This window comes from Cupriavidus sp. CER-90 (genome assembly GCF_057652055.1).
The window spans coordinates 1,020,158-1,044,171 of the sequence record NZ_JBYGYM010000001.1 but is presented as its reverse complement, the minus strand read 5'-3'; the positions used below and the strand labels follow the sequence as shown (position 1 = coordinate 1,044,171).

Below are 24,014 nucleotides of genomic sequence, written 5' to 3'. Positions count from 1 at the left end.
TCACAATGTGGCGCAACGCAGCGTTGCGCCACAAGCAAAGCGGGCCAAACCGAAATCCGTCGGCGAATTCAGTCGCGCTGGCCGGTCGGCCCCGGCAGCGAGGCCAGGAAGTCCAGGAAGGCCGCGATGCGCCGCGAGCCGCGCTGGCTGGGCAGGTAAAGCGCGGTGACCACCGAACTGGACTGGTTCGGCGTGACCGACCAGTCGTCGAACAGCACGGTCAGCCGGCCCGCCGCAATATCGGCATCGACGAGCCAGTCCGGCAGCAGGGCGATGCCGTTGCCGGCCAGCGCCATGTCGCGCAACACTTCGATATTGTTGCTGCGGAACGGCCCGCCGATGGGCACGCTGATCGGCTCGCCCCCCGTCACCGGTCTCGGGGCGGAACCGCCAGACCTGGTCGCGGGCGCCGAAACTGAAGCGCAGGCAGCGGTGGTTGACCAGGTCGGCGGGCTCGGCAGGCCAGCCGTGCTGGTCGAGACAGGCGGGGCTGGCCACCACCAGGCGGCGGAACCGGCCGATCTCGCGCGCGATCACGTTGTCATAGGCCGCCGCGCTGCCCAGCCGCACGGAGACATCCACGCGGGCGCCAAGCAGGTCAACGATGCTGTCGGTCAGTTCGACATCGAGTTCGAGCTGCGGATAGCGCGCCAGCCATGCGCCGAGATGGGGCGAAATGCAGCAGCGCCCGAACGCGACCGGCAGCGATACCCGCAACTGTCCCACCGGCTGGTCGCCGTGATCGGCAATCGAGGCATCGGCTTCGGCCACGGCTTCGAGGATCTGGCGCGCCTGCTGGTAGTAGCTGGCGCCGGCCTCGGTCACCGTGACCTGCCGCGTGGAACGGTTGAGCAGCACCGTGCCCAGCGAGGCCTCCAGGCCGTCCAGCATCCGCGTGACCGACGACGTGGCCAGGTTCATGCGTCGCGCGGCGGCCGAGAAGCCTTTCGCATCGACGGTCTCGACGTACATCTTCAGGGCGAGAAGCTTGTCCATGGGCAGGCGGTGCGGGCGGTCAGCCCTTGCTGAAGATGCTGTAGAAGTCAGGGGCGCCGGTTTCGCGCACGGTCAGGTCCAGCGAGCTTTCGATGTGGGCCAGGTGCTCGGCCATCACGGCCTGCGCCTGCGCGGCATGGCGCTGCTCGATGGCGTCCACCAGCACGCGATGCTCGTCCTCGGGGCAGGCCGGGGCGCCGGGGCGGTCGTACAGCGTGATGATCAGGCACGTCAGCGACACCAGTTCGCGAATCAGCTTTTCCAGGATGGCGTTGCCGGCCATCTCGGCCAATACGATATGGAACTCGCCCGACAGCCGGATCACGGCGGCGCGGTCGCCGCGCGTGCGGGCGTCGTCTTCCTGCCGAATATGCCGGCGCAGGCTGCGGATCTGCGTGGCGTTGGCCGTGGTGGCCAGCAGGCCGGCAAGTTCCGGTTCCACCAGGCGCCGGGCCTGGAAGACCTGGCGCGCTTCCTCGATGCTGGGGCTGGAGATGAATGCGCCGCGATTCGGTACCAGGGTGACCAGCTTTTCATGCGCCAGCCGGGCGAATACCTGGCGGATCCGGGCGCGGCTGGCGCCGGTGACCTCGCACAGCCGCTCTTCCACGAGCTTGGTGCCGGCCAGCAGCCGATGCTCCATGATCGCGTTCAGCAGATCCTGGTAGATGCCTTCGTTGACGGAGGATTCGGCGGCCTCGGATGCCGCGGGCTCGCCGCCGTCCTGCGCGGCGGGCGGCTCGGAATCCGCGGATTTCTTGCGTCGGGTTGCCATGTCGGGGACGATATCCCGCTGCAGGCGCAGCGAGTGAAGACAAAAGTTACGCATATCGTACACAAAAATGGCACTGCACCGGGCCGGATGGCACCGGACCGGTGCGGCGGGGTCACGCGTTCAGGGCGTAACGCGACAACATGCCGGCGTAGGCCTTGGGCAGCGGGCGCGCCCAATCTCCCCGCTTGCTGGTGACCAGACGTACCGAGACCAGCGCCTCGGCCATCTTCACGGCGCAGGTGACGCCGTCGATGACGGGCGCGCCGATCGCGTCCGCAATCTCGTCGCAGAGGTCGGTCATGCCGGCGCAGCCCAGCACGATGCAGTCGCTGCGGTCTTCGGCCAGCGCCTGGCGGCAGGCTTCGGTGATGATGCGGCGTGCGTCGGAGCCCGGCTTTTCCAGATCCAGCACGGGCAGGTCGCTGGCGCGGACGTTGCGGCAGAAACGCGCCATGCCGTAGCGTTCGGCCAGGTGCCAGGCGATATTGCAGGTACGCGACAGCGTGGTGACCACGCTGAAGCTGGTGCCGATGAAGCTGGCCGCATGCATGGCCGCCTCGGCTACCCCGATCACGGGCCCGCGTGCCAGTTCGCGCGCGGCGAACAAGCCAGGGTCGCCGAAGCAGGCGATCACGTAGCCGTCGATGCCTTCGCGCTCGCCGGCCAGGATCTCGTCCAGGATACCCGGCACGCTGAGCGCCTCGTCGTAATGGCTCTCGATCGAGGCCGGCCCCATGCGGGGACTGACGGCCACGATGCGGGTGTCGCCGTGGGCCACGGCCCGGGCGCACTGGCCGATCTTGTCGGTCATGCTCTGCGTGGTGTTCGGATTGATGATCTTGATCTTCATGGTGTCGTTCACGGGGAAATCAGGCCTGGCGGGCGTCGGCAATGTGGGCCGGCATCAGCCGCGGCGCGAGCGCGCGGTACAGCACCAGAGCAATGCCCATGCCAATGAACCAGCTGTAGCTGGCCAGCCACTGCCACGACGGAATCACCACGCACAGCACGGGGACGATGGCCGAGGGGATCATGGTGGCCACTGCGGTGGGGTTGTAGCCGCGGCGGTACCAGTAGGTGCCGGTCTTGCGCAGCGTGTAGAGGTCGTCCACCACCACGCGCTGGCGCCGCACAAGGAAGAAGTCGGAGATCAGGATGCCGAACAGCGGGCCGATGAACGCACCCAGCACGTCGAGCGTGTAGTGGATCATCGTCGGGTGGTTATACAGGTTCCACGGCGTGATGAAGATCGATGCCACCGCCGCGATCATGCCGCCCGTGCGCCAGCTGATGTACCGGGGCGAGACGTTCGAGAAGTCGAAGGCCGGGGACACGAAGTTGGCCACGATGTTGATGCCGATGGTGGCGGTCATGAACGTGAACGCGCCCAGCAGCATCGCAAAGGTGCTGTCGATATGGCTGACGGTCTCCACGGGGTCGGTGATCAGCTTGCCGAACACGGGCAGCGTGGCCGACGTGGTCACCACCACCAGCAGCGAGAAGCCCAGGAAGTTGACCGGCAGGCCCCAGAAGTTGCCGCGCTTCACGGACCGGAAGTCCTTGGCGTAGCGCGAGAAGTCACCGAAGTTCAGCATCGGGCCCGAGAAGTACGACACCACCAGCGCGATGGCGCTGAGCATCACGGGCACGGAATCCCAGCCCTGGTACTTCAGGAAGCTCAGCGTGAAGTTGACGTTCTCGATGCCGGCCTTGTTGACCAGCCAGATGGCCAGCGCAATCATCACCACGTAGACGGCGGGGCCGGCCCAGTCGATGAACTTGCGGATGGTCTCCATGCCGGTCCAGAACACCAGCGCCTGCAGTACCCAGAGCGTCATGAAGGCGGCCCAGCCCAGCGAGGACAGCCCGGCAAAGCCATGCTGCTTCAGGTCGGCGTAGGGCGCCAGCTGCGGGAAGAAATGCAGCGCCAGCACCAGGAACGCGCTGGAGGCCAGGTAGGTCTGGATGCCATACCAGGCCACGGCGATCAGGCCTCGGATGATGGCGGGGATATTGGCGCCCAGCACGCCGAACGATGCGCGGCAGATGACGGGGTAGGGCGTGCCGGTGACCTGGCTGGGTTTGGCCACCAGGTTGCAGAAGCACTGCACGATCACGATGCCGATCAGCAGTGCCAGCAGCACCTGCCAACTGGACAGCCCCAGCGCGAACAGGCTGCCGGCGGTGATGTAGCCGCCCACGCTGTGCACGTCGGACATCCAGAACGCAAAAATATTGTAGGTGCCCCAGGTCTGCTTGCGCAGCGGGGCAAGATCCTCGTTGGTCAGCCGCTCGTCGTAGCCTGGCTTGATCACGGCGTTGCTGTCGGGGGCGTGCGTGCCGAGGGTATCGACGGCGGGCGAAGCTGTCACTGGCATGTCGGGTCTCCGTTGGTGGCCTTGCGTACCTTGCGCAGGTCATCGTTGATGTCGATGTGGCTACAAAATTGTCTACAAAATCATTTCTGTTTGTTTACGAAGTTGTAGGTCACGGAATTTTGATTGTCAACATAACGTGGGACGAATGCGGGTAGACCCGATGCCGACGGCCACCGGATGCGTCGGGCGTGGCGCGTGCAGTTTTTACCGGGGGCCCGCCAATGTGCTGTCAATTCCGCACAAAGCGGGCGCTGGCCGCGTGGCTGTGCCAAAATCGGCGCCATGCCTCAAGGCGGAGCAAGCATGGTTCACCACCCCACATCCTCGGCGGCAGCAGCGGCCGGGGATTGCGCCAAAGAACCGATTCATATTCCTGGCGGCATACAGCCGCATGGCTTTCTGGTCAGCGTCGACGATGCGGGCAACGTCGTGCAGGCCAGCGCCAACACGGCGCTGCTGGCCGGCAGGGCGTCCGGCGAAATCGATCCGTTGCTGGGCCAGCCGCTGGCGGCGCTGGTCGGTGACGGTGCCGCGCTGGCGCTCGATGCGCTGGCCACCCTGAAAGGCGAAGGCATTCCGCTCTATGCCGGATCGGTGGCGGACCCGCGCGGCCTGCGCGGCGGCGCGGCGGCTGGCTTGTATTCGCCGCTGGCCATCGTCGTCCACATTTGGCAGGGCGTGCGCATCGTCGAATTCGAGCCCGCGCGCGGCACCGCCGACGTTTTCGCATCGATCTATCCGCTGGTCCGGACGTTTATCAACAGCCTGCAGGACGTGGACAACGTCCAGGGGCTGGCGCGCCTGGCGGCAGACGAAGTGCATCGCATTACGGGTTTCGGTCGCACCATGGTGTACGCGTTCGACGACGAGGGGCACGGCCACGTGCTGGCCGAGTCGATGGATGCCGGCTACACCAGCTACCTGGGGCAGCGGTTTCCGGCGTCGGACATCCCGCCGCAGGCGCGCGCGCTGTACGTGCGCAACCGCATTCGCCTGATCGCCGATGCCGACTACGTGGCGGCCCCGCTGGTGCCGGCGCGGCATCCCGCCACGGGCCAGCCCACCGACCTGACCTATGCATCGCTGCGCAGCATTTCGCCCGTGCACGTGCAGTACATGAAGAACATGGGCACCTGGGCGTCGATGTCGATGTCGATCGTCGTGCGCGGGCGGTTATGGGGCCTGATTTCCTGCCACCACGCCACGGCGCGCGTGCCGTCGTTCGAAGTACGCACGGCGTGCGAGCACATCGCGCAGGTGCTGTCGCTGCAGGTGGAGGCCAAGGAGGATCACGACGAGGCCAGCTACCGCCTGGCGCTGCGCCGGCGGCAGACCGGGCTGCTGGCGTCGATGGCCAATACCGACGACTTCATCGAGGCCATCTCGGGCGATGCCGACGACCTGCTGGCGCTGGTGGGTGCCACGGGCGCGGCGGCGGTGTTCGAGGGCCGTATCGTCCGGATCGGCGAGGCCCCGTCCGACGCGGCCATCGAAGGCTTGCTGGCGTGGCTGGACACGCGCGGCGAGGACGTCTATGCCACCGACCAGCTGGCGATCGAATGGCCGGATGCCGCCGCGCAGGGCATGGGACCGGAGGCAGCCGGCATGCTGGTGGTGCCGCTGTCGCGCATGTTCCGCAATTACGTGATCTGGTTCCGCGCCGAGGTGGTGCGCACCATCCGCTGGGCGGGCGACCCGCGCGCCAAGCTGGCGGACCTGTCGGCATCGCTGTCGCCGCGCGAGAGCTTCGAGGTCTGGACGCAGACGGTGCGCGGCCGGAGCGAACCGTGGCGGGCGGCGGAACTGGAGATTGCCAGCGAATTTCGCGGTGCGTTGCTGGGCATCGTGCTGCGGCGAGCCGAGGAACTGGCCCATTTGGCGCTGGAGCTGGGCCGCGTGAACCGCGAACTCGAAGGGTTCTCGTATTCGGTGTCGCATGACCTGCGCGCGCCGCTGCGCCATATCGTCGGGTTTGCCGATCTGCTGCGCGAGATGGACCAGGACCGGCTGTCGGAGCGCGGCCGGCATTTTGTCGAGCGCATCATTGCGCAGGCACGTTTCGGCGGCAAGCTCGTGGACGACCTGCTGGCGTTCTCGCAGATGGGGCGCGCCGCCCTGCGTCCGCAGCGCGTGGACCTGCGGGCGCTGGCCGAGCGCCTGCTGGCCGAGGAAACCAGGGAGCTTGGCACGCGGCGCCTGCAATACAAGGTCGGCGCGCTGGGCCAGGTGACGGCTGATCCGGTGCTGATGGATGTGGTGCTGCGGAACCTGATTGCCAACGCGATAAAATTCACCGGCACGCGCGGCGCCGATGCCGAGGGCCCTGCCGGCATGGTCGAGGTGGGCACGATGCCCGGCGAGGCAGCCTTCGAAGGCCAGGACCTGTTCTTCGTGCGCGACAACGGCGTGGGCTTCGACATGCGCTACGCCGACAAGCTGTTTGGCGTGTTCCAGCGACTGCACCGCGTGGAGGAATTCCCCGGTACCGGCATCGGGCTGGCCAGCGTGCGGCGCATTGTCGAGCGTCATGGCGGCAAGGCGTGGGCCGAAGGCGAGGTCGATCGCGGGGCCACGATCTGGTTTTCGTTGCCGCGTGATTTCGTGCCGGAGGGCACCGCCGGTGTCAATGAAACGGCCGCCGAGGCCGCGGCCCGGCTGGCAGCGGTGTCGTCGGGCCAGCCGTACCGGCCTGTGTTGAAAGATGCAAGAAACCTGGAGAACGAGCGTGCTGAGGCCGATCCTGCTGGTGGAAGACAATCCTGACGACATCGAGCTGACGTTGATCGCGCTGCAGAAGACGCGCCTTGCCAACCCGGTGGTGTCGGTGCGCGACGGTGCGGAGGCGCTCGATTTCCTGCGCCGCGAAGGCGCCTATGCCGATCGCCCGGAAGAGAATCCGGCGGTGATCCTGCTGGACAAGAAGCTGCCGAAGGTGGACGGCCACGAGGTGCTGCGCGAGGTGCGCGCGGACGATCGGCTGCGCCGCGTGCCGGTCGTGATGCTGACATCGTCGCGCGAGGAGCGCGACCTGCTCAGGAGCTATGACCTGGGCGTCAATGCCTATGTGGTGAAGCCGGTCGAGTTCGACGACTTCATGGCCGCCATCAACGACCTGGGCGTGTTCTGGGCCGTGCTGAACGAGCCGCCGCCGTACTCGCGCTAGCCCGCGCGGCTGCCTGCCGCTAACGCACGCCGCCCGCCAGTTGCGCCAGCGGCAGTTGCACGCGGAACATCGATCCCTTGCCCAGTCCGTCGCTGTGCGCGCTCACGCTGCCGTTGTGCATCAGCACCAGGTTCTTGACCATCCACAGCCCCAGGCCCAGCCCCGGCGCACGATTGGCGTGTTCGCGGTGGGCCTGTTCGAACCGCTCGAAGATGCGCTCGAGCGCTTCGGGCGCGATGCCCACGCCGGAATCCCGCACGGATAGCACGACGTCCGCGCCGTCCGACGCCACGGCCAGTTCCACGGTGCCGCGCTCCGCGAACTTCAGCGCATTGGTCAGCAGGTTCAGCACCACCTGCTTGATCCGATGCTCGTCGGCCATCACCAGGCAGGGCAGCGCCGGCGCCACGATCAGCGTCACGTTCCTCGACTCCGCATCGAGACGCAGATCCTCGGCCACGGTGGCCGCCAGGGCCGCCATGTCCAGCAGGCGCAGATCCACGGACAGCTTGCCGGTGGCAATGGCGCCGCTGTCGAGCAGATCGTCCACCATGCGGGCCAGCTGGCGGGTATTGCGTTCGATGACTTCCCCGGCACGCCGCACGTGGGCGGGGTCGGTGCCGCGCTCCAGCAGCGTGGTCCACCACAGGATGGCGTGCAGCGGCGAGCGCAGTTCGTGGCTGACCGCCGCCACGAAATGGTCCATGGCGCGGGCACCGCGCTCGCTCACTTCGCGGGCGCGCTGTTCTTCCTCGGCCACTGCCTGGTAGTGCAGTTCCGACGCCTTGCGCGCCGTGATGTCGATCGTGAAGCCGATCAACGACTGGGCCGAGCCGTCCTCGAGATAGCGTGCGGCGCCGCGCGACATCAGCCAGCGCATGGTGCCGTCCTGCCAGAGCACGCGGTACTCCACCTCGAAATGCGCGCGGCTGGCGATGGCCGCTGTCATGGCGGTACGCACCATGTCGCGGTCGTCCACGTGCATCAGTTCGCCAAATACCCGCGCCTCGTTGATGGCGTCGTCCGGCTGCAGCCCCATGTTGGCCTTGCACTGGTCGGTACAGGCCATGAACCCGGTGGCGACGTCGAGTTCCCACGCGCCAACCTTGGCAAACGCGAGCAGTTCCTCGAGCTGTTTGCGGTGCGTCTGCAGCGCCGCATTGGCTTCTTCCACAAGTACCTGGCGCAGCCGCGCCTGCGACCGCAGCTTGGCGTGCTCGCGGCGGGTCTGTTCGGTCTTGACGATGTGATCAGTCACGTCCGTGACCTGGAGCACGAATGCCGCGTCCGATCCGCCATCCAGCCGCGTCGCCTTGGCCTGCCAGTATCGTTCGGTATTGCCGGTGCCCGCGGGGTGGCCGTCGTAGCGGATCAGCGGCGACAGGCGCGATTCGCCTTCCAGCAGGTCGTCGAGCGTGCTGGCAAGCCAATCCCGGCGTGCCGCCATCTGGGATTCGGACAGCGAGGGATTGATGTCGAACACCGACTTGCCCATGACATCGTTGCGCGTGCGGCCGGCCATGGCCAGGTAGCGGGCATTGGCGGCCACGACTTCGAACGCCGCATTGAGCACCAGATAGGACTCGGGCAGGGCGTCGAACAGCGCTCCCGTATCAAACGCACGTTGGCGGGGCGGCTGTTGTTCGAGGGCGTCAGGCATCGGCGTATCGCGCGGCTACTGCGCGCCGGACTCGGCGTGCGCGGCAACGCGGGCCAGCAGTTCGTTGAACACCCGCTGCGCCCCCGCGCAAGCCAGCGCGATCTCTGCCGGCTCGCGCACGCTGGCCCGCAGCGCATGCAGGAACTGCTGCCAGCGGGGCCCGGGCGTCTTGCCCGCGCCCAGGTATGCCAGCGGATGCGGCGCCAGCGGGCCGGACAACTGCCGGTACAGCACCGCACCGCCGAGCTGTGACCCCTCGATGACGTAGCAGATACCCCAGCGGTAGGCGGCGTCGTGCCGCAGCGCGGCCACATCGATATCGTCCACCGCCGGGCCACCCGGCGGCATGGCGGGGTGGGCAAGGTCCTGCTTCAGTATCGGCGTACGGGCCACCGGCGCCAGGTGGGCGGCATCTTGCGGACCATCGTCGAAGCGCGCCAGCCAGTGTTCCAGCGGTGCGAGCCAGGCGCGCAGCATCAGCAGATGGTCCCGATAATCTTCGAGCGCGGGATTGGACTGGGAGAGTGGCATTGCCCGATCCAGCCTGGCGTGCTGCGCCGACGTGGCGGCGCGCAGTGCAGCCAGCACGTCACGCAACGGGGGCGATGGTGAGGCAGGGCTGGATGGGGTCGAGTGTTCAGTCACGCGGGTGATGATCCGATGGTCCCGAAGTGTGCGGCGAGCGCACCGCCCGGCGTAGCCATGGAGCGATGCATAAGGATGCGAGCCCACATGGTACAGGAAGTCCTCGGACGCACGGATGCTGCGGCGTTTTGCGCATTTGCACGCCGGCGCGCAAGGCAAAAAGGGGCGCTACCCTTGCGGGTGCGCCCCTTTCCATGCGCTCGACACCTCAGTCTAAGATGTCAGACATCCTATCAATGTCCGGACTTCCAGACAGGTAGCGTCCGTCAGGCAGCCGCCTTTACCGCCTGACGGGCAATCAGCTTCCACTGACCGCCCTGCTTTTGCCATACCTGTAGCACCTTGAGCAGCACGGTCCCTTGCTTGCCGTTGTCGAGCGTCTCGCCGGACAGCGTGTGGCGGATCACCGCGACGTCGCCTGACACATGCACGGTCTGGTCGGTAATGTTGATGCTGACGAAGTCAGACTTCTTGTCGAGCAGGTCGCCGATAAAGCTGGTCTTGGTGTCGATGCGGCCGCCGGAGTGGCCGTAGCTCAGCGAATCGGCCACCAGCCCCGACAGCGTGGCCTGGTCCGGATCGACCATGGCCACGCGCAGCTTTTCGGCCGCGGCGGTGACGGCCTGGTCGGCCGGTTGCGCCACGGCCGGCGTGGCGGCGATGCCCAGCAAGATAGCGGCGCCCAGCGCCGCAGTGAATCTACGCATGATGTCTCCCATTTGTTCTGTTATGCCTGGGTGGGTCGATGAGGCAACCGCCGCGCGGAATATCGTCGCGAGCAGTTGTAAGTCATCGTATCACAGCAGGCCGAAACCGCAACGCGTGGGATGCGGCCGGGAGACAGCGGGTCAGCCCTCCTTGCCATCCAGGCGCGGACGGGCCAGGAAGGGGGTGTATTTGACGAGATACAGGACCAGCGACAGCACCCACAGCGCGCCGGCTAGCGCGATGGCCTGTGGCTTCAGTTCTGGCAGCCAAAGCGGACCAGCCACCCGTACCACGGCAGCAAGCACCATGGACAGATAGGCCAAGTGCTCCATGCGGCCAGTTTCAAGCCGGCGGCCGGTATGTCCGAGCGCGGTGCGCGTGACCATCGCGATGATGGCGCAGCCGATCACACCGACAGTCAGGGCATGCAGTGCCGTGGAGCGGTCGAGCCAGCCGGCGGCGGCAGCGGCAATCAGAATGAAGCCGATCGGCAGGAACGCGTAGGCGACGTGCAGGATGCTGACAATGGGCTTGCGAAGCGTGCGATGCGAATCCCAGCCATGCAGGCGGACGCCATGGGCAACCGCCGCGGCCAGTGCCAGCATGCCGGTCAGCCACGCGGGCGCCTGCAGTGCGGCGGCAACCGTGGCCAGCAGGGTCAGCGCGACCACGCCGCGTTCCACCGTCTGCCAACGTCGGATGCGCGCGCCGGGAATCGCATTGGCGGTGAACATCGGAATCACGCGCCCGCCGATCACGGTCACGAAAATCGCCACCAGACCGGTGGCTGCTTCGGCCGCATGCAGTGCCCAGTCGATGCGGCCTGCCTGAAGGGCCGCGTGAAACCCGATATTGAGCGCGCCCATGATGCCCAGCGCGATCGCCAGCCCGTAGTTTCGCTGGCTCCTGGCCCGGCGCAGGATGCTGTAGAAACTCAGGCTGCACAGCGGAAGGAAGGCCACATCGGCCGCAATGGCCGCCCAGGCCGGCCCGGTCCACATCAGCACGCGGGCCAGCAGCCATACGCCGGCCAGCGCACCGAGCCAGGCGCCCTGCGGGGTTTGCAGGCCAGTCCAGTTCTTGCCCGCCGTAAAGAGAAAGCCCACGACGACGGCGCCCGCGAACCCGAACACCATCTCGTGGGCGTGCCACGCCATGCTGCCCAGCCACGGCTGCGTGGCCGGTGTCCACCAGCCCAGATACATCGCCACCCAGGCCGCCATGGCCATCGCGCCGAATGCTGCGGCCAGCAGGTAGAACGGACGGAAGCCGAGCGCCAGGATGGGCAGGCCGCGATAGGTGGGCGTGCGCGAAGGTGGGGAGATCTGCAGCAGGACGGACATGGTGAGAAGTGCGAAGGAATGATGACGTGCAGGAACGTGCGGTGTGACGGAATCGATTCTAGGAAAGATGTATATGAAATGCAATTTATTGATGCGCCGCCGCATGCAATCCGTTGCGTAAGTGAAAACACCGAGGCGATTTCCCCCTCGCCCCCTCCTCGCGTAGGGGTAAATCGAAGCCATGTCTACCCGTTAGCCAGACAACGCAGACATTGATCAGAGCGGCGCGCCACGACGCCCGCCGATACCACCAGAACGGGTTCTCTCAGCGATGTCGGTCATGGCGCACGCCGTGGCTCCAATCGTGTTTTGGCCTGACATTGGGCCGCTGAATCGGGAAAAGAGGGAGAAGCACCGTGAAATTCAGGGATCTTTCGATCAAGACCAAGCTCCTGGCGGGGTTTGGCACGCTGGCGCTCGTCGTGCTGGTGGTGTCCGGGTTGTCGCTCCGTGCGCTGAGCCGGTCCACCGAGGGCTTTGCCGCCTATATCAACGGCCTCAACGCCCGGGCCGAAGTGGCCTCCCAGGTGCGCACCGCCGTGGACCGTCGGGCCATTGCCGCCCGTAACCTGGTGCTGGTGACCACGCAGGCCGATCTGGACACCGAAAAGGCCGAGGTGCTCAAGGCCCACGGCGATGTGGCAGCGCGCCTTGCCAAGCTCAAGCAGATGGTCATGGCCGAGGGGGTCAGCGAAGGCGCGCGCAACCTGGTGGCCGAGATCGACCGCATCGAGTCGCGCTACGGCCCCGTGGCGACCGACATCGTCGGGCTGGCGCTCGACGGCAAGAAGGACGCCGCGATTGCCAAGATGAATGCCGAATGCCGGCCGCTGCTGGCCGCGCTGGTCAAGGCCACGCGCGACTACGGGGATTTCACGCGCGAGCGCCAGGAGGAGATGATCCGCAACCTCGACGACGACTACGCGCGGCAACGCGCGTTCCTGATCGTGGTGGCGATTGCCGCCGTGGCGTTCGGCATCTTCGGCGGGCTGCTGCTGACGCGGGCCATTACCGGCCCGATCCAGCGCGCGGTCGAGGTGGCGCGCACGGTGGCCCGGGGCGAGGTCGGCATGCGGATCGAGGTGGATTCCCAGGACGAGCCGGGCCGCCTGCTGGCCGCGCTGCGCGACATGAACGACCGGCTGGCCGAAACGGTCGTGCGCGTGCGCGAAAGCAGCGGCAGTATCGCGGTTGCCACCGGCGAGATCGCCAGCGGCAATATGGACCTGTCCAGCCGTACCGAACAGCAGGCGGCGTCGCTGGAAGAAACGGCGGCAAGCATCGAGGAGCTGACCGCCACGGTACGCCACAACACCGAGAACGCCCGGCAGGCCAGCGAACTGGCGCGCAATGCCGCCGCAGTGGCGCAGCAGGGCAGCGGGAGGGTGGGCCTCGTGGTCGATACGATGGAGGGCATCAGCGCCAGTTCGTCGAAGATCGCTGACATTACCGGCATCATCGAGAGCATCGCGTTCCAGACCAACATCCTGGCGCTCAACGCGGCGGTGGAGGCTGCGCGCGCGGGCGAGCAAGGCCGTGGCTTCGCGGTGGTGGCCAGCGAGGTGCGCAGTCTGGCGCAGCGTTCGTCGAACGCCGCCAAGGAGATCAAGGAACTGATCGACGCCTCGGTGGCGCAGGTGCGGGCCGGTTCGACGCTGGCCAGCGAGGCCGGCCAGACCATGGTCGAAGTCACCCAGGCCGTGGCGAGCGTGACCCATATCGTCGGCGAAATCGCGGCGGCGTCGGCCGAGCAGAACCGTGGCATCGAGCAGGTGAACCAGGCCATCGTGCAGATCGACCAGGTGACGCAGCAGAACGCGTCGCTGGTGCATGAAGCGGCCGTTGCGTCGAAATCCCTCGAAGAGCAGGGCAAGATGCTGACCGATGCCGTGGCCTTTTTCAAGCTGCCGGGCAACGGCGGTCAGCGCGGCCAGGCAGCCCAGGCGGCAGGTCAGCGCCTGGCTTCGACGAGCGGCATCGCGTTCACGTAAGCGGCATCGGTCAGAGTGCGCAGGAACGCCACGATGTCATCGATCTCGCCGTCGGTGAGTGCGGCCGGCATGCCCGGCTTGCGGTTCATCGGCGGCGAGTTCACGTTGATGTTGTCGCGGTAGGCGGCCGGAACGTCGTCGAAGCCCTTGCCGCTGGGGTACCACTTGCCCGGATCGATCGAGCGTGTGTTGTAGAACGCCACGGCGTCGCGCAGCGTGGTGAACACGCCGTTGTGCATGAAACGCTGGCGCACCGCCACATTGCGCAGGCCCGGCGTACGCAGATAGCCACACCACTGCGTGGGCTCGGGCCAGCGCAGGCGCCGCGCGGTGTCGCACAGGCCGTTGTCGAAATGCTTCGGATCGCGGTTGGCGGGCAGCGCGCGGTTGCGTGGTACGGCAATCGCGTCGTAGCCGAAGTCGGTGAACAGAGAGCGTTCGGGGCGGTTCGCCGTATCGGACAGCGTGTGGCAGCTCATGCAATTGCCCTTGTCCGGATTCTTGAACAGCGCCAGCCCACGGGTTTCCTGAACGGTGAGCGGCGTGCGGCGGCGCAGGTAGTCATCGAAGCGCGACGTGAACGGCGCCATCTCGTCGCTCTGCATGTAGGCCTGCAGCGCCGCGCCCAGCGCGCGCAGCAGCGCCTCCGGGTCGCGGCGCACATCGGCGCCGAACTGTGCGGCGAGGGCGGGCGCGAGGTCGGTGCCGTTGACATTGCGCAGCAGGCCGGCAGGCGTGCCGTTGTTCATCTCGTTGGGGTCCAGCAGCGGCCCGCGTACCTGCTCGGCAAGGGTGTCGGCGCGGCCATCGGCGAACAGCCCGCCGAACGGCGAGGCGGCCGGAGCATCGTCGTCCTGGTAGAAATGCCGGCGTGGCACGTAACGGACGTACAGCAGCGAAGGCGGATTGCGCAGGCTGAAATGACCGGGGCGGCTGCCCTGCGTCACGCCCGGCGTATTGGCGGGCAGCGTGGCCGAGAACGCGCGGGCGGGATCGTGGCAACTGGCGCACGACTGGCCGTGCGGCATCGACAGGCGCGCATCGAAGAACGCGCGGCGGCCCAGCGTCACCAGTGCCGGGTCCGGACGGAACACGGCAGCGGTGGCATCCACCTTGGCGGCGACCTTGGGTGTGCCGCTGCCGATGGTGGCCACCACCGTGGCCGGAGGCGCGCCCGGCAGCAGCACCGTTTCCGCGGCCAGCACGGGCGATGCCAGCGCCCATGCCAGCAGCATCGCACGCGCGGCAGGCAAGACATTTCGGCGAAACGGATACCGCATCAGGGCGTCAGGAAGCCGGTCTTGTCGCAGGCAAGCGTGCTGCCGGTCTGATCGCAGGTGGCCAGCAGCTTGCCGGCCTTGGTGTATGCCTTGAACTGCCAGCCCGTGGCCGGCGATGCATGACGGTCCATCACCAGGAAGCCGAAGCTCGCGTGATGGGTGATGCGGTCGATCGTCGTGCCGGGTGCGGGGACACTGCCGGCCGGCAGCGGATCGGGCAGGGCCACATCCAGGTTGTCGCCACCGTTGCCCGAGACGATCGTCGCCGGATGCGCCGACGCGAAGTTGATGGCCTGGAAGTCATGCACGTGGCCATGCAGTGCCAGCTGGATGCCGGGCGGGTAGTACGCCTGCGCATTCAGGTTCGACATCACCGATTGCAGCGCCAGGTTGCCTGGCGCCGGATTTGCGCCGGCAACCGGGGCGAAGCCCAGGATCGGGTGATGGTTGGTGAAGATCGTGGTGGTCATGCCCGTCTTCGCGGCCAGTGTCGCCACGGTCTGGAACTGCTTCTGGTAGGCAATGAACTGCGGATCGCTGGTAGCCAGTGCGGTCTTGCCGGCCTTGGCCGAGTCGAACACGATCACCTGCGAGCCACCGCCCAGCGACACCGCATACGGGTCCGCGTAGTTGGCGATGGCGTCATTGGCCGGATCGTCGCACGAACGCGTTGCGTCGTAGGGGCGGGTATCCAGAAAGCGGGCCCAGCCCTGGCCGGCGCGCGCGCATTCCTCGTGGTTGCCGCGCACGACCACCCAGGGTGCCTTGGCCAGCAACGGCGCGGCGGGCTTGAACAGGTCGGCCTGCCACGTGTCCCAGCCATAGCCCCATGGACTGCCCTGGCAGCCGGCGATGTCGGGCGGGCAGGCGTTCTCGCGGTAGTGGTAGTCGCCGATGTGCAGCACGAGGTCAGGATTGAACCCCGCCGCCGTCGCAGCCAGCGACGCCAGCGGCCAGGCTTCGGTGTCGGTACAGGCCTGCCAGGCGTTGTCGGCCTTCTTCAGGCGGCAGCCGGTGTCGGCCAGCACCACGATACGTTGCGGCGTGGCCTTCGGCAGCGGCAGCGCCTGCGTGCCGATGGCGGCGCTCGCGGCGGTGGCCGGCAGCGTGGCTTCGCAGACGGAAACGGGGAACTCGGAGGGCTTCGAGTCGGCTGCCGCGCTGGCCGTGGTGCGCTGCGGCACGGTGGCCGGGCCCACGCGCAGCGTCATGCGTGCCGCGGTGCCATCGACCGTAAGCAGCGGGCACTGCGCATTCGCGGCGGCGCCGGCCGGCGCCGTATAGCTGGTCACCACGCGGGCAATGGCCTGGTTGCCATCGCCGATCTCGACCCACGCGGCCTGGATGTTGGCGCTGACCGTGGCCGCATCGGGCGCGGGTGTGGCCGCCGGCGGATTGTTGGTGCCGCCATTGCTGTTGTTGTCGTCGCTGCCGCAGCCGTGCAACGCCGCCACGGTAGCGAGCGCCGCCACGCCGGCCACGAAGCCGAAGGTCTTTTGTGCGCGCATTCTGGTTTCTCCCCTGTGTGGGGCGACACCGTACCTGCGTGGTGTGAAAGAAATATGACGCCCGCGCCGCCGGCCCGGACGCTCAGCGCGAGCGCCTGGCGCGCGCGGCGGCCTCTGCGGCAGCCGCGCGCAGTTCGGGCGGGAAGCCGCGGATCTCGGAATGGAAGAAGCCGCGCTCGGCAGCCCGCAGTGCGCCGAGCTGCGTGGCCAGCCGCTCGATGGCGCCATACGCCTGCGCGGAGGCGCCCTGCTCGTGGGTCAGGTACCAGGCCAGTTCCAGCAGGAGGTTGGCCAGCTGCAGCGCGTTGTAGCAGACGTGGCCGGTGTCGTGTTCCTCCAGCGCGAACGCCGCCACGGACGACCAGCGCACAAAGCCCTTGGCTGGCGCAAACGGCGCGTGAAACGGTCGCAGGGCGTCGATGGCCGCCGCTATCGTCAGAGGCTGCAAGGCGCGGAACGCGGCCAGCGACGCCGGCGCGCCGTCACTGACACTGCCCCGCGCCACGCGTAGCAGGAAGATCGTGTTCCACGCGGACCCACCGCCGACCCCGAAACGGTCGCAGATCCATTCCGACAGGCCCAGCCAGCGCATGGCCTGCCGCTGGACATCGCCCGGCGCCATCTCGCGCGCCACATCGACGAGCCGATAGCGCCAGAACAGCCATAGCGACCAGCCGATATTGGCTGCCGCGTGCTGTACCGCATGGACCGAGTCGGCCTCGTAGGCAGCCTGCAATGCGCCGGCGAAGGCGTCGAGCGCCTGACGGGCGGCGTCCTGGCGCTGCGACGCACCGGGCTGTGCGGCTGCTGGCCCGGCCCGATCCGGCCTGGCGGGGCCATTCGGAGCTTCCGGCCGCAGCGCGATGCTCTTGTGGACGAGGGCTTCCAGGTTCAGCGTCTCGAACCGGATGCGCGGGTTATAGCGGACGACGGGACGCAGCTCGGCATCGCCCGACAGCCGCCCCAGTTCGCGCTGCGCCGCGTCGAGTTGGCCCCGCGCGTAGTGTTCCCAGGCCCGCACCACATGCGCCATGGCCGCGAACGTGGGCAGCGCCGCGTTGACGCCGCCGGCCACCACGATCCGCTCGAAGCGGCGCAATGCCGCGCGGCTCTTGTCCAGCCGATCGCTGCGGCGCCAGGCCAGGCTTTCCTTGAGCAGCGACAGCGCCTGCTGGAAGTCGTCGGCCGCGGTGCGCTGCGCGGCCCGGAACGACTCGGCAACGCCGTGGTCGAGCACGCCCGCGAAGCCATCCTGCGCGCCGCGCATCGCCTGCGTCAGATGGCGCCAGAACGCCATGTCGCGCATCACGTATTGCAGCCCCTCGCCGCTGGGCTTGGCGGCCGGCGCGGCATCGCCGGCCGGTGACTGCCCCAGCCAGCGCGCCACGCCTGCGGTGCCCAGCGGCTTGCCGTGCGCCGTGAAGCGCAGCCGTTCCGCCGTGGCGGCGGACATCCAGAACGGCCCCCGGCTGCGGCCGTCGGTGCGCAATGCGGAAATGCCGATGGCCTTGTCGTGGCCCCAGCCCACCGGCACACCCCACTGGGCGAAGTCCCCGAACGCGCGCGAGACGATCATGCGCACGTTGGCGGCATCGGCAAAGCGGGCGCGCACGGTGGCCGCGCCCAGGTCTTCGCGGTCGCGCGAGGCGGCCAGCCAGATCCGCGCGAGCAACCAGACCGACTGGTAGCGCGCGGCGTGTTCGCCCACCCGGTAAGGGCCGGACAGATCGATGGCGACGACGGAGCGGGAGGGTGCGGGGGCGGGCATGGCCGCCATGTTACGCGTGTTACAGCCGCGCCGGTTGGCGACCTGCGGGACTGCGCCTATGCTCCGCACCACGATCCGGGCCTGGATTGCCAACCGTCTGCATGACGACAACCCCGATAACCAAAAAACCCATAGCGTGTTGATATGCGAAACAGACTTGCCCGATTTTTCCTGATGCCGCTCTGGCTGGCCTGCGCAGCCATGACCGTGCAGGCCGCCGAAGTCCCCCTTGATGCCAAGCCGCTGTTCGATGCCGCCGGCGTGGATGGCACGATGGTGGTCTACGACGTGCGCCAGCAGCGCATGCTGACCTACAACCCCAGGCGCGCGGCCACCCCGTATTCGCCGGCATCGACCTTCAAGATCTTCAATTCTCTGATCGGCCTGGAGACCGGCGCCGTGGCCGACGTCGATAACGACAAGCTGCCGTGGGACGGCAAGGTGTGGATGCACCATGGCAAGCCGATCCTGCCGGAGGTCTGCAACGGCGACGTGGCGCTGCGCGTGGCGCTGAAGAACTCCTGCGTCCCGGCCTACCAGGCGCTCGCGCGCCGGGTGGGGACCGCGCAGTACCGCAAGTACCTGCGCGCGGCGCATTTCGGCAATGCCGATGTCGATGGCCCGGTGGACCGCTTCTGGCTCAACGGCCGCCTGCAGATCACCACGTACCAGCAGATCGATTTCCTCGGCAACGCCGCCGCGCACAAGGTGCCGCTGATCTCGGCGCACAGCTTCGCGGCGCTGGACGATATTCTGACCATCGAAAGCACGCCGGCCTACACGCTGCGCGCCAAGACCGGCTGGGCCACATCGGGCAAGGTCGATGTGGGCTGGTGGGTTGGCTGGGTCACACGCGGCGACGATACCTACGTCTTCGCGATGAATCTGGACATGCCGCGCCCCGAGGTGGGCGCAAAGCGGCAGGAGATTGCCCGCGCAGTGCTCAGGCAGGTGGGCGCGCTGCCTTGACGGCGTAGCGGCGGCCGGGGATCAGGGCGCCAGCTGATCGAGTACCTGGGCGGCGGTCTGCAGGCCGGTGTCAACCAGGTGCTGCATGTAGACGCCCATCTCCGGCATGCACAGCGACATCACCAGCATGCCGCCGAGCAGGGTTACCGGGAAGCCGACCGCGAAGATCGACAGCTGCGGCGATGCGCGGTTCAGGATACCCATGGCCAGGTTCAGCGTCAGCAGCGCGGCAATCATCGGCAGCGCCAGCAGCATGCTGGAGGAAAAGACCATCGATCCCGCACGCGCCACCACGCCCCACCCGTGCCCGGACAGCGGCACGCCGGCAATCGGCACGCCCTGGAAGCTGTCCACCAGGGCGGCCAGCATCATCAGGTGGCCGTCCAGCGACAGGAACATCAGCGTGGCCACGATATTGAGAAAGCGCGACAGCACCATCGTCTGCCCACCCGACGACCGGTCGTAGAACGCCGCGAACGACAGGCCCATCTGCAGGCCGATGATTTCACCGGCCGTCTGCACGGCGGCAAAGATCAGCCGCATCGAGAAGCCCATGGCCACGCCAATGCCCACTTCGTTCATGACGACCAGCAGGCCCTCGTACGAATAGATCGGCGCCGTGGGAATGTGCCCGATCGTGGGCGACACGATCGTGGCCAGCGCGGCCGCCAGCAGGATCTTCGCGCGGCGCGGAATGGTGGATTCGCTGAACAGGGGCGCGGTCGAGATCAGCGCCATCAGCCGGAACATCGGCCAGAGGAAGGCGGCGATCCACCCGTACATCTGGTCGGTGGTGACCTCGAACACGGTGCCTGGGTCCTGCGGGGAAGCGGGGGAGGGTCAGTGCGCCAGGGCGGGGATGCCCTGGAACACTTCGCGCATGTAGTCGACGAACGTGTTGATCATCCACGGGCCGACCAGCACCATCGTCACGAACAGGGCGACCAGCTTCGGAATGAACGTCAGCGTCATTTCATTGATCTGCGTGGCGGCCTGGAACAGGCTCACCACCAGACCGGCGGCCAGCGCCACCAGCAGCAGCGGGGCGGACAGCATCAGCGTCATCTTCATCGCCTGCGTGGCGATCGTCATGACCATCTCGGGTGTCATCTCAAGCTCCCGTCAATTCATGAAGCTCTGCGCCAGGGACCCCAGCAGCAGTTGCCAGCCATCGACCAGCACGAACAGCATCAGCTTGAACGGCAGCGAAATGGTGGCGGGTGGCACCATCATCATCCCCATCGCCATCAGCACGCTGGCCACGACGAGGTCGATGATCAGGAACGGAATGAAGATCGTGAAGCCGATCTGGAACGCGGTCTTCAGCTCGCTGGTGACGAAGGCCGGCACCAGCACCGAGAACGGCACGTCGTCCGGGCTCTGCATTTCGGGCGTCTTGGCCATCTGGGCGAACAGCGCCAGGTCTTTCTCGCGCGTCTGGCGCAGCATGAAGGCACGTACCGGCACCGCGGCGCGCTCCGCGGCGGTTTCCAGGCTGATGCGGTTTTCGGACAGCGGCTTGTAGGCGTCGGTGTAGACCTTGTCGAGCACCGGCGACATGACGAAGAACGTCAGGAACAGCGACAGGCCCACCAGCACCTGGTTGGGCGGCGACGACGCCGTGCCCAGCGCGCTGCGCAGCAGGCCCAGCACGATGATGACGCGCGTGAAGCCCGTCATCATCAGCATGGCCGCCGGCAGGAACGACAGCGATGTGAGCAGGACCAGCGTCTGGATCGACAGCGACCAGACCTGGCCGCCACCGGCGGCGGCACGGCTGGTGACGCCCGGCAGCGACTGCGCCAGTGCGGCGTCGGGTGCGAGCCACAGCGCCAGCGGCAGCAGGGCCAGCAGGGCGGCCGCCACGCGCGACGGACGCACGAAGGGCTTCACGGGTAGCCGCTGGACAGCGGCGGCACGCGGCGATTTCATTTCTTGAGGTTTTCCTGCATGGCGCGCATCAGGCGTTCGCCGAAGCCGCCCTGCATGGGCGGGGTCGGCGGCGAGCCGGTGGGCGCGCCGCTGTCCGGCTGTGCCGGAAGCGTATGGAGCGGGCGGATTTCGTTGGGCGAGACACCGAGCACGAGCCAGGTATCGCCCACTTCCACGGTCACAACCTTCTGGCGCGTGCCCAGCGCCAGGCTGTTCACGACCTTGATCGATGCGTTGCCGGCGCCGTGGCGCACCAGGCCGGCGCGGCGCGCGACCCAGGCCATGCCCAGGATCAGCGCGATGACCGCGAAGAGGCCCAGGCCCGCCTGGGCCAGGCTGCCGCCGCTGCTGATCGCCGGCGCGTTGCTGGCGAACGCGTGGCTGGCGGCGGCACTGCTGGCGGGGTTGCCCGCCGGGGCGGTGCCGCGCACGGCATCGGCGGCCTGCGCGCCGGTGACGGCAAGGCCCGTGAGGACGATGCCCGAGGCAATGCGCGCGGCAACTGCGGACCGGCGCGAGGCGGCTGTCATTTGTTGAGCTTCCGGATACGTTCGGACGGCGTGATGATGTCCGTCAGGCGAATGCCGAACTTGTCGTTCACCACCACCACTTCGCCCTGGGCGATCAGGTAGCCGTTCACGAGTACGTCCATCGGTTCGCCGGCCAGGCCGTCAAGTTCCACCACCGAGCCCTGCGCCAGTTGCAGCAGGTTCTTGATGGGCACCTTGGTGCGGCCCAGTTCCACGGTCAGCTGCACGGGGATATCGAGGATCATCCCGATATCGTTGTGGAAGCCGCTCGGTGCTTCCTGTGCCAGGGGCGGGAATACGGTGGAGGCCGCGGGCGTGGCGGTGGGCATGGCCGAGGCCGCCGGCGCCGTGGTAGTGGCCGCTTCGGCAGCGGGCGCAGCCTGTTCGACGCTGGTCTGCTCCGCCAGGGCGCTGGCCCAATCGTCCATCGGATCGACCGGCTTGTCCTGAGTGCCGTCAGTCATGATCGGTTTCCTTGTTGGGATCGCTGTCTTGGTAATTGATCATTCGTTCCACGCGCAGTGCGTACTGGCCGTTCATCGTGCCGAAACCGCACTGCATGACGGGCACGCCGTCAACCTTGCCGAAGATCTTCTCCGGCAGTTCGATCGGCAGCACGTCGCCTTCACGCATGGCCAGAACCTCGGCCACGGTGCTGCGCAGGTGCGCGAATTCGGCCACCAGTTCCACTTCGGCGGCACGCAGCTGGTTGGAAAGCTGGCCGAGCCAGCGTTTGTCCACCTCGACTTCGTCCTGCAGCGGATTCATCAGCAGATCGCGCAGCGGCTCGATCATCGAGAAGGGGATACAGATATGTAGTTGCCCGCCCACGGCGCCCAGTTCGATGTGGAACGCCGTGGTGACCACGGCATCGTTCGGGCCGGCCACGTTGGCGAACTTGGTGTGCATCTCGGAGCGGACATAGTCGAACTCGATCGGATGCACGGTGCGCCAGGCCTGGCTGTAGCTGTTCAGCGTCAGGTCGAGCATGCGGCGGATGATGCGCTGCTCGGTCTGGGTAAAGTCGCGGCCTTCCACGCGGGTGTGGAAGCGTCCGTCGCCGCCGAACAGGTTGTCGACCACCAGGAACACCAGGTTCGGGTCGTACACGAACAGTGCGGTGCCCCGCAGCGGCTTCATGTGAACCAGGTTCAGGTTGGTCGGCACCGGCAGGTTGCGCACGAAGTCGCCGTACTTCTCGATCCTGACCGTGCCGACCGAGATGTCGGCGCCGCGGCGGATGAAGTTGAACAGCGCGGTACGCAGTGCCCGGGCGAAACGCTCGTTGATGATTTCGAGCGTGTGCAGGCGGCCGCGGACGATACGTTCCTGGTTGGCCAGGTTGTACGGCCGCACACCGCCTTCTTCGACGACCGGTGCGCTGGCCGCTGGCGTATCGGCTTCGCCGGATACGCCTTTCAGTAGTTCGTCTACCTCGTCCTGCGAGAGGAACTTGTCGTAGGCCATCTAGTGTCCTGCCCCGTGAACGGCTGTGAGGATGAAACGGTCCATGTCCGGCTTCAGACGTCGCGCGTCACGCGACGGCAGGAAAGAAGTTCGGCGGGCAGTTTCATATCTATCGGTTTGGCTCAGGGTTCGCGGTGCGGACAGCAGTGTTACTGCACCACGAACGAAGTAAACAAGACATCCAGGATCTTCTGCGGCGGCAGACCCGGGGCAAACGGCTGGCTGATCGCCGCCTGGATGTCCTGGGCCAGCTTGCGCTTGCCTTCCACCGTGGCCAGATCGGCCGGCTGGCGTGCCGAGAGCAGCAGCAGGATGCGGCTGCGTGCTTCCGGCTGATACTGCGCCAGACGTCCCTGGGTGTCGGCATCCGCCACCTTCAGCGACAGGCCGGTGTGCAGGAAGCGGTCGCCGTCCTCGCTCTTGAGGTTGACGGTGAACGCATCCAGCGGCACGAAGATCGGCGGCGGCACCACCGGGGCAGCCGGCGCTGCCGGCTTGTGATTGCTGCTGAGGATGCTGCCCAGGAAAAAGCCGCCAGCAGCCAGCACCACTACCAGCACGCCGCCGCCAATCAGCAGCAGTCGGCCGCGCTTGCTCGAAGTGCCGCCAGTCTGGGAGGGGGAAAGCGTGTTCGCCATGAGATGCCTGTGTCGGAATGCCTGCCATTCTTCCTGAATCGCAGGTAAGCAAAGGGCCGATAAAAAGGGGGAAACCCGCTTAGCTTGGCCGTTTGAGCCAGCGGGCATCGGGCGCAGGGGCGCATTGGCGCGCCATTTGCGCCTGCTACGCTGGTTAACGATAACGGGGCGCGGAACTTAAGACGTGCATGCCGGGAATCCCGCGAATCGCGATGTAAAAGTAATCCATGAGCCTCTTTTGCTTCGACGCTGCCCTGCGGCCT

At 67.2% G+C, this 24,014-nt stretch carries 22 protein-coding genes and 1 pseudogene; 4 read left to right on the top strand and 19 right to left on the bottom strand.

Annotated features, from left to right (window positions below):
• Window positions 1-68: 68 nt before the first annotated feature.
• From AC24R4_RS04670 to AC24R4_RS04650, 5 genes and pseudogenes are all read right to left on the bottom strand, one after another.
• Window positions 69-347 (bottom strand): LysR substrate-binding domain-containing protein, encoded by a 279-nt coding sequence (locus AC24R4_RS04670; protein WP_400397007.1) that lies wholly within the window; start codon window positions 345-347, stop codon window positions 69-71.
• Window positions 348-453: 106 nt separating this feature from the next.
• Window positions 454-921, bottom strand: a pseudogene (locus AC24R4_RS04665) (LysR family transcriptional regulator); the annotation flags it as partial.
• Between the two features lie 94 nt (window positions 922-1,015).
• On the bottom strand, window positions 1,016-1,771 hold the full coding sequence (locus AC24R4_RS04660) for a GntR family transcriptional regulator (RefSeq protein ID WP_487522361.1): 756 nt from the start codon (window positions 1,769-1,771) through the stop codon (window positions 1,016-1,018).
• A gap of 112 nt (window positions 1,772-1,883) precedes the next feature.
• The gene (locus AC24R4_RS04655; protein WP_487522983.1) at window positions 1,884-2,621 is read right to left on the bottom strand and encodes an aspartate/glutamate racemase family protein; all 738 of its coding nucleotides are present in this window, start codon (window positions 2,619-2,621) and stop codon (window positions 1,884-1,886) included.
• A gap of 19 nt (window positions 2,622-2,640) precedes the next feature.
• Window positions 2,641-4,149: an NCS1 family nucleobase:cation symporter-1 gene (locus AC24R4_RS04650; protein ID WP_487522360.1), complete on the bottom strand. Its 1,509-nt coding sequence runs from the start codon at window positions 4,147-4,149 to the stop codon at window positions 2,641-2,643.
• 303 nt (window positions 4,150-4,452) lie between these two features.
• Between AC24R4_RS04650 and AC24R4_RS04645 the strand changes: the two genes are divergently transcribed.
• On the top strand, window positions 4,453-6,912 hold the full coding sequence (locus AC24R4_RS04645) for an ATP-binding protein (protein ID WP_487522359.1): 2,460 nt from the start codon (window positions 4,453-4,455) through the stop codon (window positions 6,910-6,912).
• Window positions 6,875-7,312 (top strand): response regulator, encoded by a 438-nt coding sequence (locus AC24R4_RS04640; protein WP_400395617.1) that lies wholly within the window; start codon window positions 6,875-6,877, stop codon window positions 7,310-7,312. The genes AC24R4_RS04645 and AC24R4_RS04640 overlap by 38 nt, the downstream gene beginning before the upstream one ends.
• Before the next feature lie 19 nt (window positions 7,313-7,331).
• Here the strand turns inward: AC24R4_RS04640 and AC24R4_RS04635 are convergent, their stop codons facing one another.
• The 4 genes from AC24R4_RS04635 to AC24R4_RS04620 all read right to left on the bottom strand — a co-directional run bounded on the left by AC24R4_RS04635 (window position 7,332) and on the right by AC24R4_RS04620 (window position 11,668).
• Window positions 7,332-8,972, bottom strand: coding sequence for a sensor histidine kinase (locus AC24R4_RS04635; RefSeq protein ID WP_400395619.1), 1,641 nt, complete (start codon window positions 8,970-8,972; stop codon window positions 7,332-7,334).
• A 15-nt stretch (window positions 8,973-8,987) separates the two neighbouring features.
• Complete coding sequence (locus AC24R4_RS04630; RefSeq protein WP_487522982.1) at window positions 8,988-9,560, bottom strand: biliverdin-producing heme oxygenase; 573 nt, start codon at window positions 9,558-9,560, stop codon at window positions 8,988-8,990.
• A gap of 323 nt (window positions 9,561-9,883) precedes the next feature.
• Window positions 9,884-10,324: a nuclear transport factor 2 family protein gene (locus tag AC24R4_RS04625; RefSeq protein ID WP_487522358.1), complete on the bottom strand. Its 441-nt coding sequence runs from the start codon at window positions 10,322-10,324 to the stop codon at window positions 9,884-9,886.
• 141 nt (window positions 10,325-10,465) lie between these two features.
• Window positions 10,466-11,668 (bottom strand): NnrS family protein, encoded by a 1,203-nt coding sequence (locus AC24R4_RS04620; protein WP_487522357.1) that lies wholly within the window; start codon window positions 11,666-11,668, stop codon window positions 10,466-10,468.
• 356 nt (window positions 11,669-12,024) lie between these two features.
• On the opposite strand from AC24R4_RS04620, the gene AC24R4_RS04615 reads away from it, so the two are divergent.
• Complete coding sequence (locus AC24R4_RS04615) at window positions 12,025-13,659, top strand: methyl-accepting chemotaxis protein (RefSeq protein WP_400395372.1); 1,635 nt, start codon at window positions 12,025-12,027, stop codon at window positions 13,657-13,659.
• Here AC24R4_RS04615 and AC24R4_RS04610 read toward each other — a convergent pair.
• The 3 genes from AC24R4_RS04610 to AC24R4_RS04600 all read right to left on the bottom strand — a co-directional run bounded on the left by AC24R4_RS04610 (window position 13,620) and on the right by AC24R4_RS04600 (window position 18,215).
• On the bottom strand, window positions 13,620-14,894 hold the full coding sequence (locus AC24R4_RS04610) for a cytochrome-c peroxidase (protein ID WP_400395375.1): 1,275 nt from the start codon (window positions 14,892-14,894) through the stop codon (window positions 13,620-13,622). The genes AC24R4_RS04615 and AC24R4_RS04610 overlap by 40 nt on opposite strands.
• 44 nt (window positions 14,895-14,938) lie before the next feature.
• Window positions 14,939-16,447 (bottom strand): metallophosphoesterase family protein, encoded by a 1,509-nt coding sequence (locus AC24R4_RS04605; RefSeq protein ID WP_400395371.1) that lies wholly within the window; start codon window positions 16,445-16,447, stop codon window positions 14,939-14,941.
• Between the two features lie 82 nt (window positions 16,448-16,529).
• Window positions 16,530-18,215 (bottom strand): hypothetical protein, encoded by a 1,686-nt coding sequence (locus AC24R4_RS04600; protein ID WP_487522356.1) that lies wholly within the window; start codon window positions 18,213-18,215, stop codon window positions 16,530-16,532.
• A gap of 144 nt (window positions 18,216-18,359) precedes the next feature.
• Here AC24R4_RS04600 and blaOXA point away from each other — a divergent pair, with 144 nt between their 5' ends.
• Entirely contained in the window at window positions 18,360-19,184 is an 825-nt protein-coding gene (blaOXA, locus tag AC24R4_RS04595) for an OXA-1206 family carbapenem-hydrolyzing class D beta-lactamase (protein ID WP_400393706.1), read from the top strand.
• 21 nt (window positions 19,185-19,205) lie between these two features.
• On the opposite strand, the gene fliR is transcribed toward blaOXA, so the two are convergent.
• From fliR to fliL, 7 genes are all read right to left on the bottom strand, one after another.
• Complete coding sequence (gene fliR / locus AC24R4_RS04590; protein WP_400393708.1) at window positions 19,206-19,991, bottom strand: flagellar biosynthetic protein FliR; 786 nt, start codon at window positions 19,989-19,991, stop codon at window positions 19,206-19,208.
• Between the two features lie 33 nt (window positions 19,992-20,024).
• Complete coding sequence (gene fliQ, locus AC24R4_RS04585) at window positions 20,025-20,294, bottom strand: flagellar biosynthesis protein FliQ (RefSeq protein ID WP_061958832.1); 270 nt, start codon at window positions 20,292-20,294, stop codon at window positions 20,025-20,027.
• 12 nt (window positions 20,295-20,306) lie between these two features.
• Entirely contained in the window at window positions 20,307-21,116 is an 810-nt protein-coding gene (gene fliP / locus AC24R4_RS04580; RefSeq protein ID WP_400393711.1) for a flagellar type III secretion system pore protein FliP, read from the bottom strand.
• Window positions 21,113-21,646: a flagellar biosynthetic protein FliO gene (gene fliO / locus AC24R4_RS04575; RefSeq protein ID WP_400393713.1), complete on the bottom strand. Its 534-nt coding sequence runs from the start codon at window positions 21,644-21,646 to the stop codon at window positions 21,113-21,115. Before fliO ends, fliP begins: the two co-directional genes overlap by 4 nt.
• On the bottom strand, window positions 21,643-22,110 hold the full coding sequence (gene fliN / locus AC24R4_RS04570) for a flagellar motor switch protein FliN (RefSeq protein ID WP_153945857.1): 468 nt from the start codon (window positions 22,108-22,110) through the stop codon (window positions 21,643-21,645). The genes fliO and fliN overlap by 4 nt, the downstream gene beginning before the upstream one ends.
• Window positions 22,103-23,113 carry a flagellar motor switch protein FliM gene (fliM, locus tag AC24R4_RS04565; protein WP_153945858.1) on the bottom strand — a complete coding sequence of 337 codons (1,011 nt, stop codon included), beginning with the start codon at window positions 23,111-23,113 and terminating at the stop codon, window positions 22,103-22,105. The genes fliN and fliM overlap by 8 nt, the downstream gene beginning before the upstream one ends.
• A 149-nt stretch (window positions 23,114-23,262) precedes the next feature.
• Window positions 23,263-23,751, bottom strand: coding sequence for a flagellar basal body-associated protein FliL (gene fliL, locus AC24R4_RS04560; RefSeq protein ID WP_400393715.1), 489 nt, complete (start codon window positions 23,749-23,751; stop codon window positions 23,263-23,265).
• Between the last annotated feature and the right edge of the window lie 263 nt (window positions 23,752-24,014).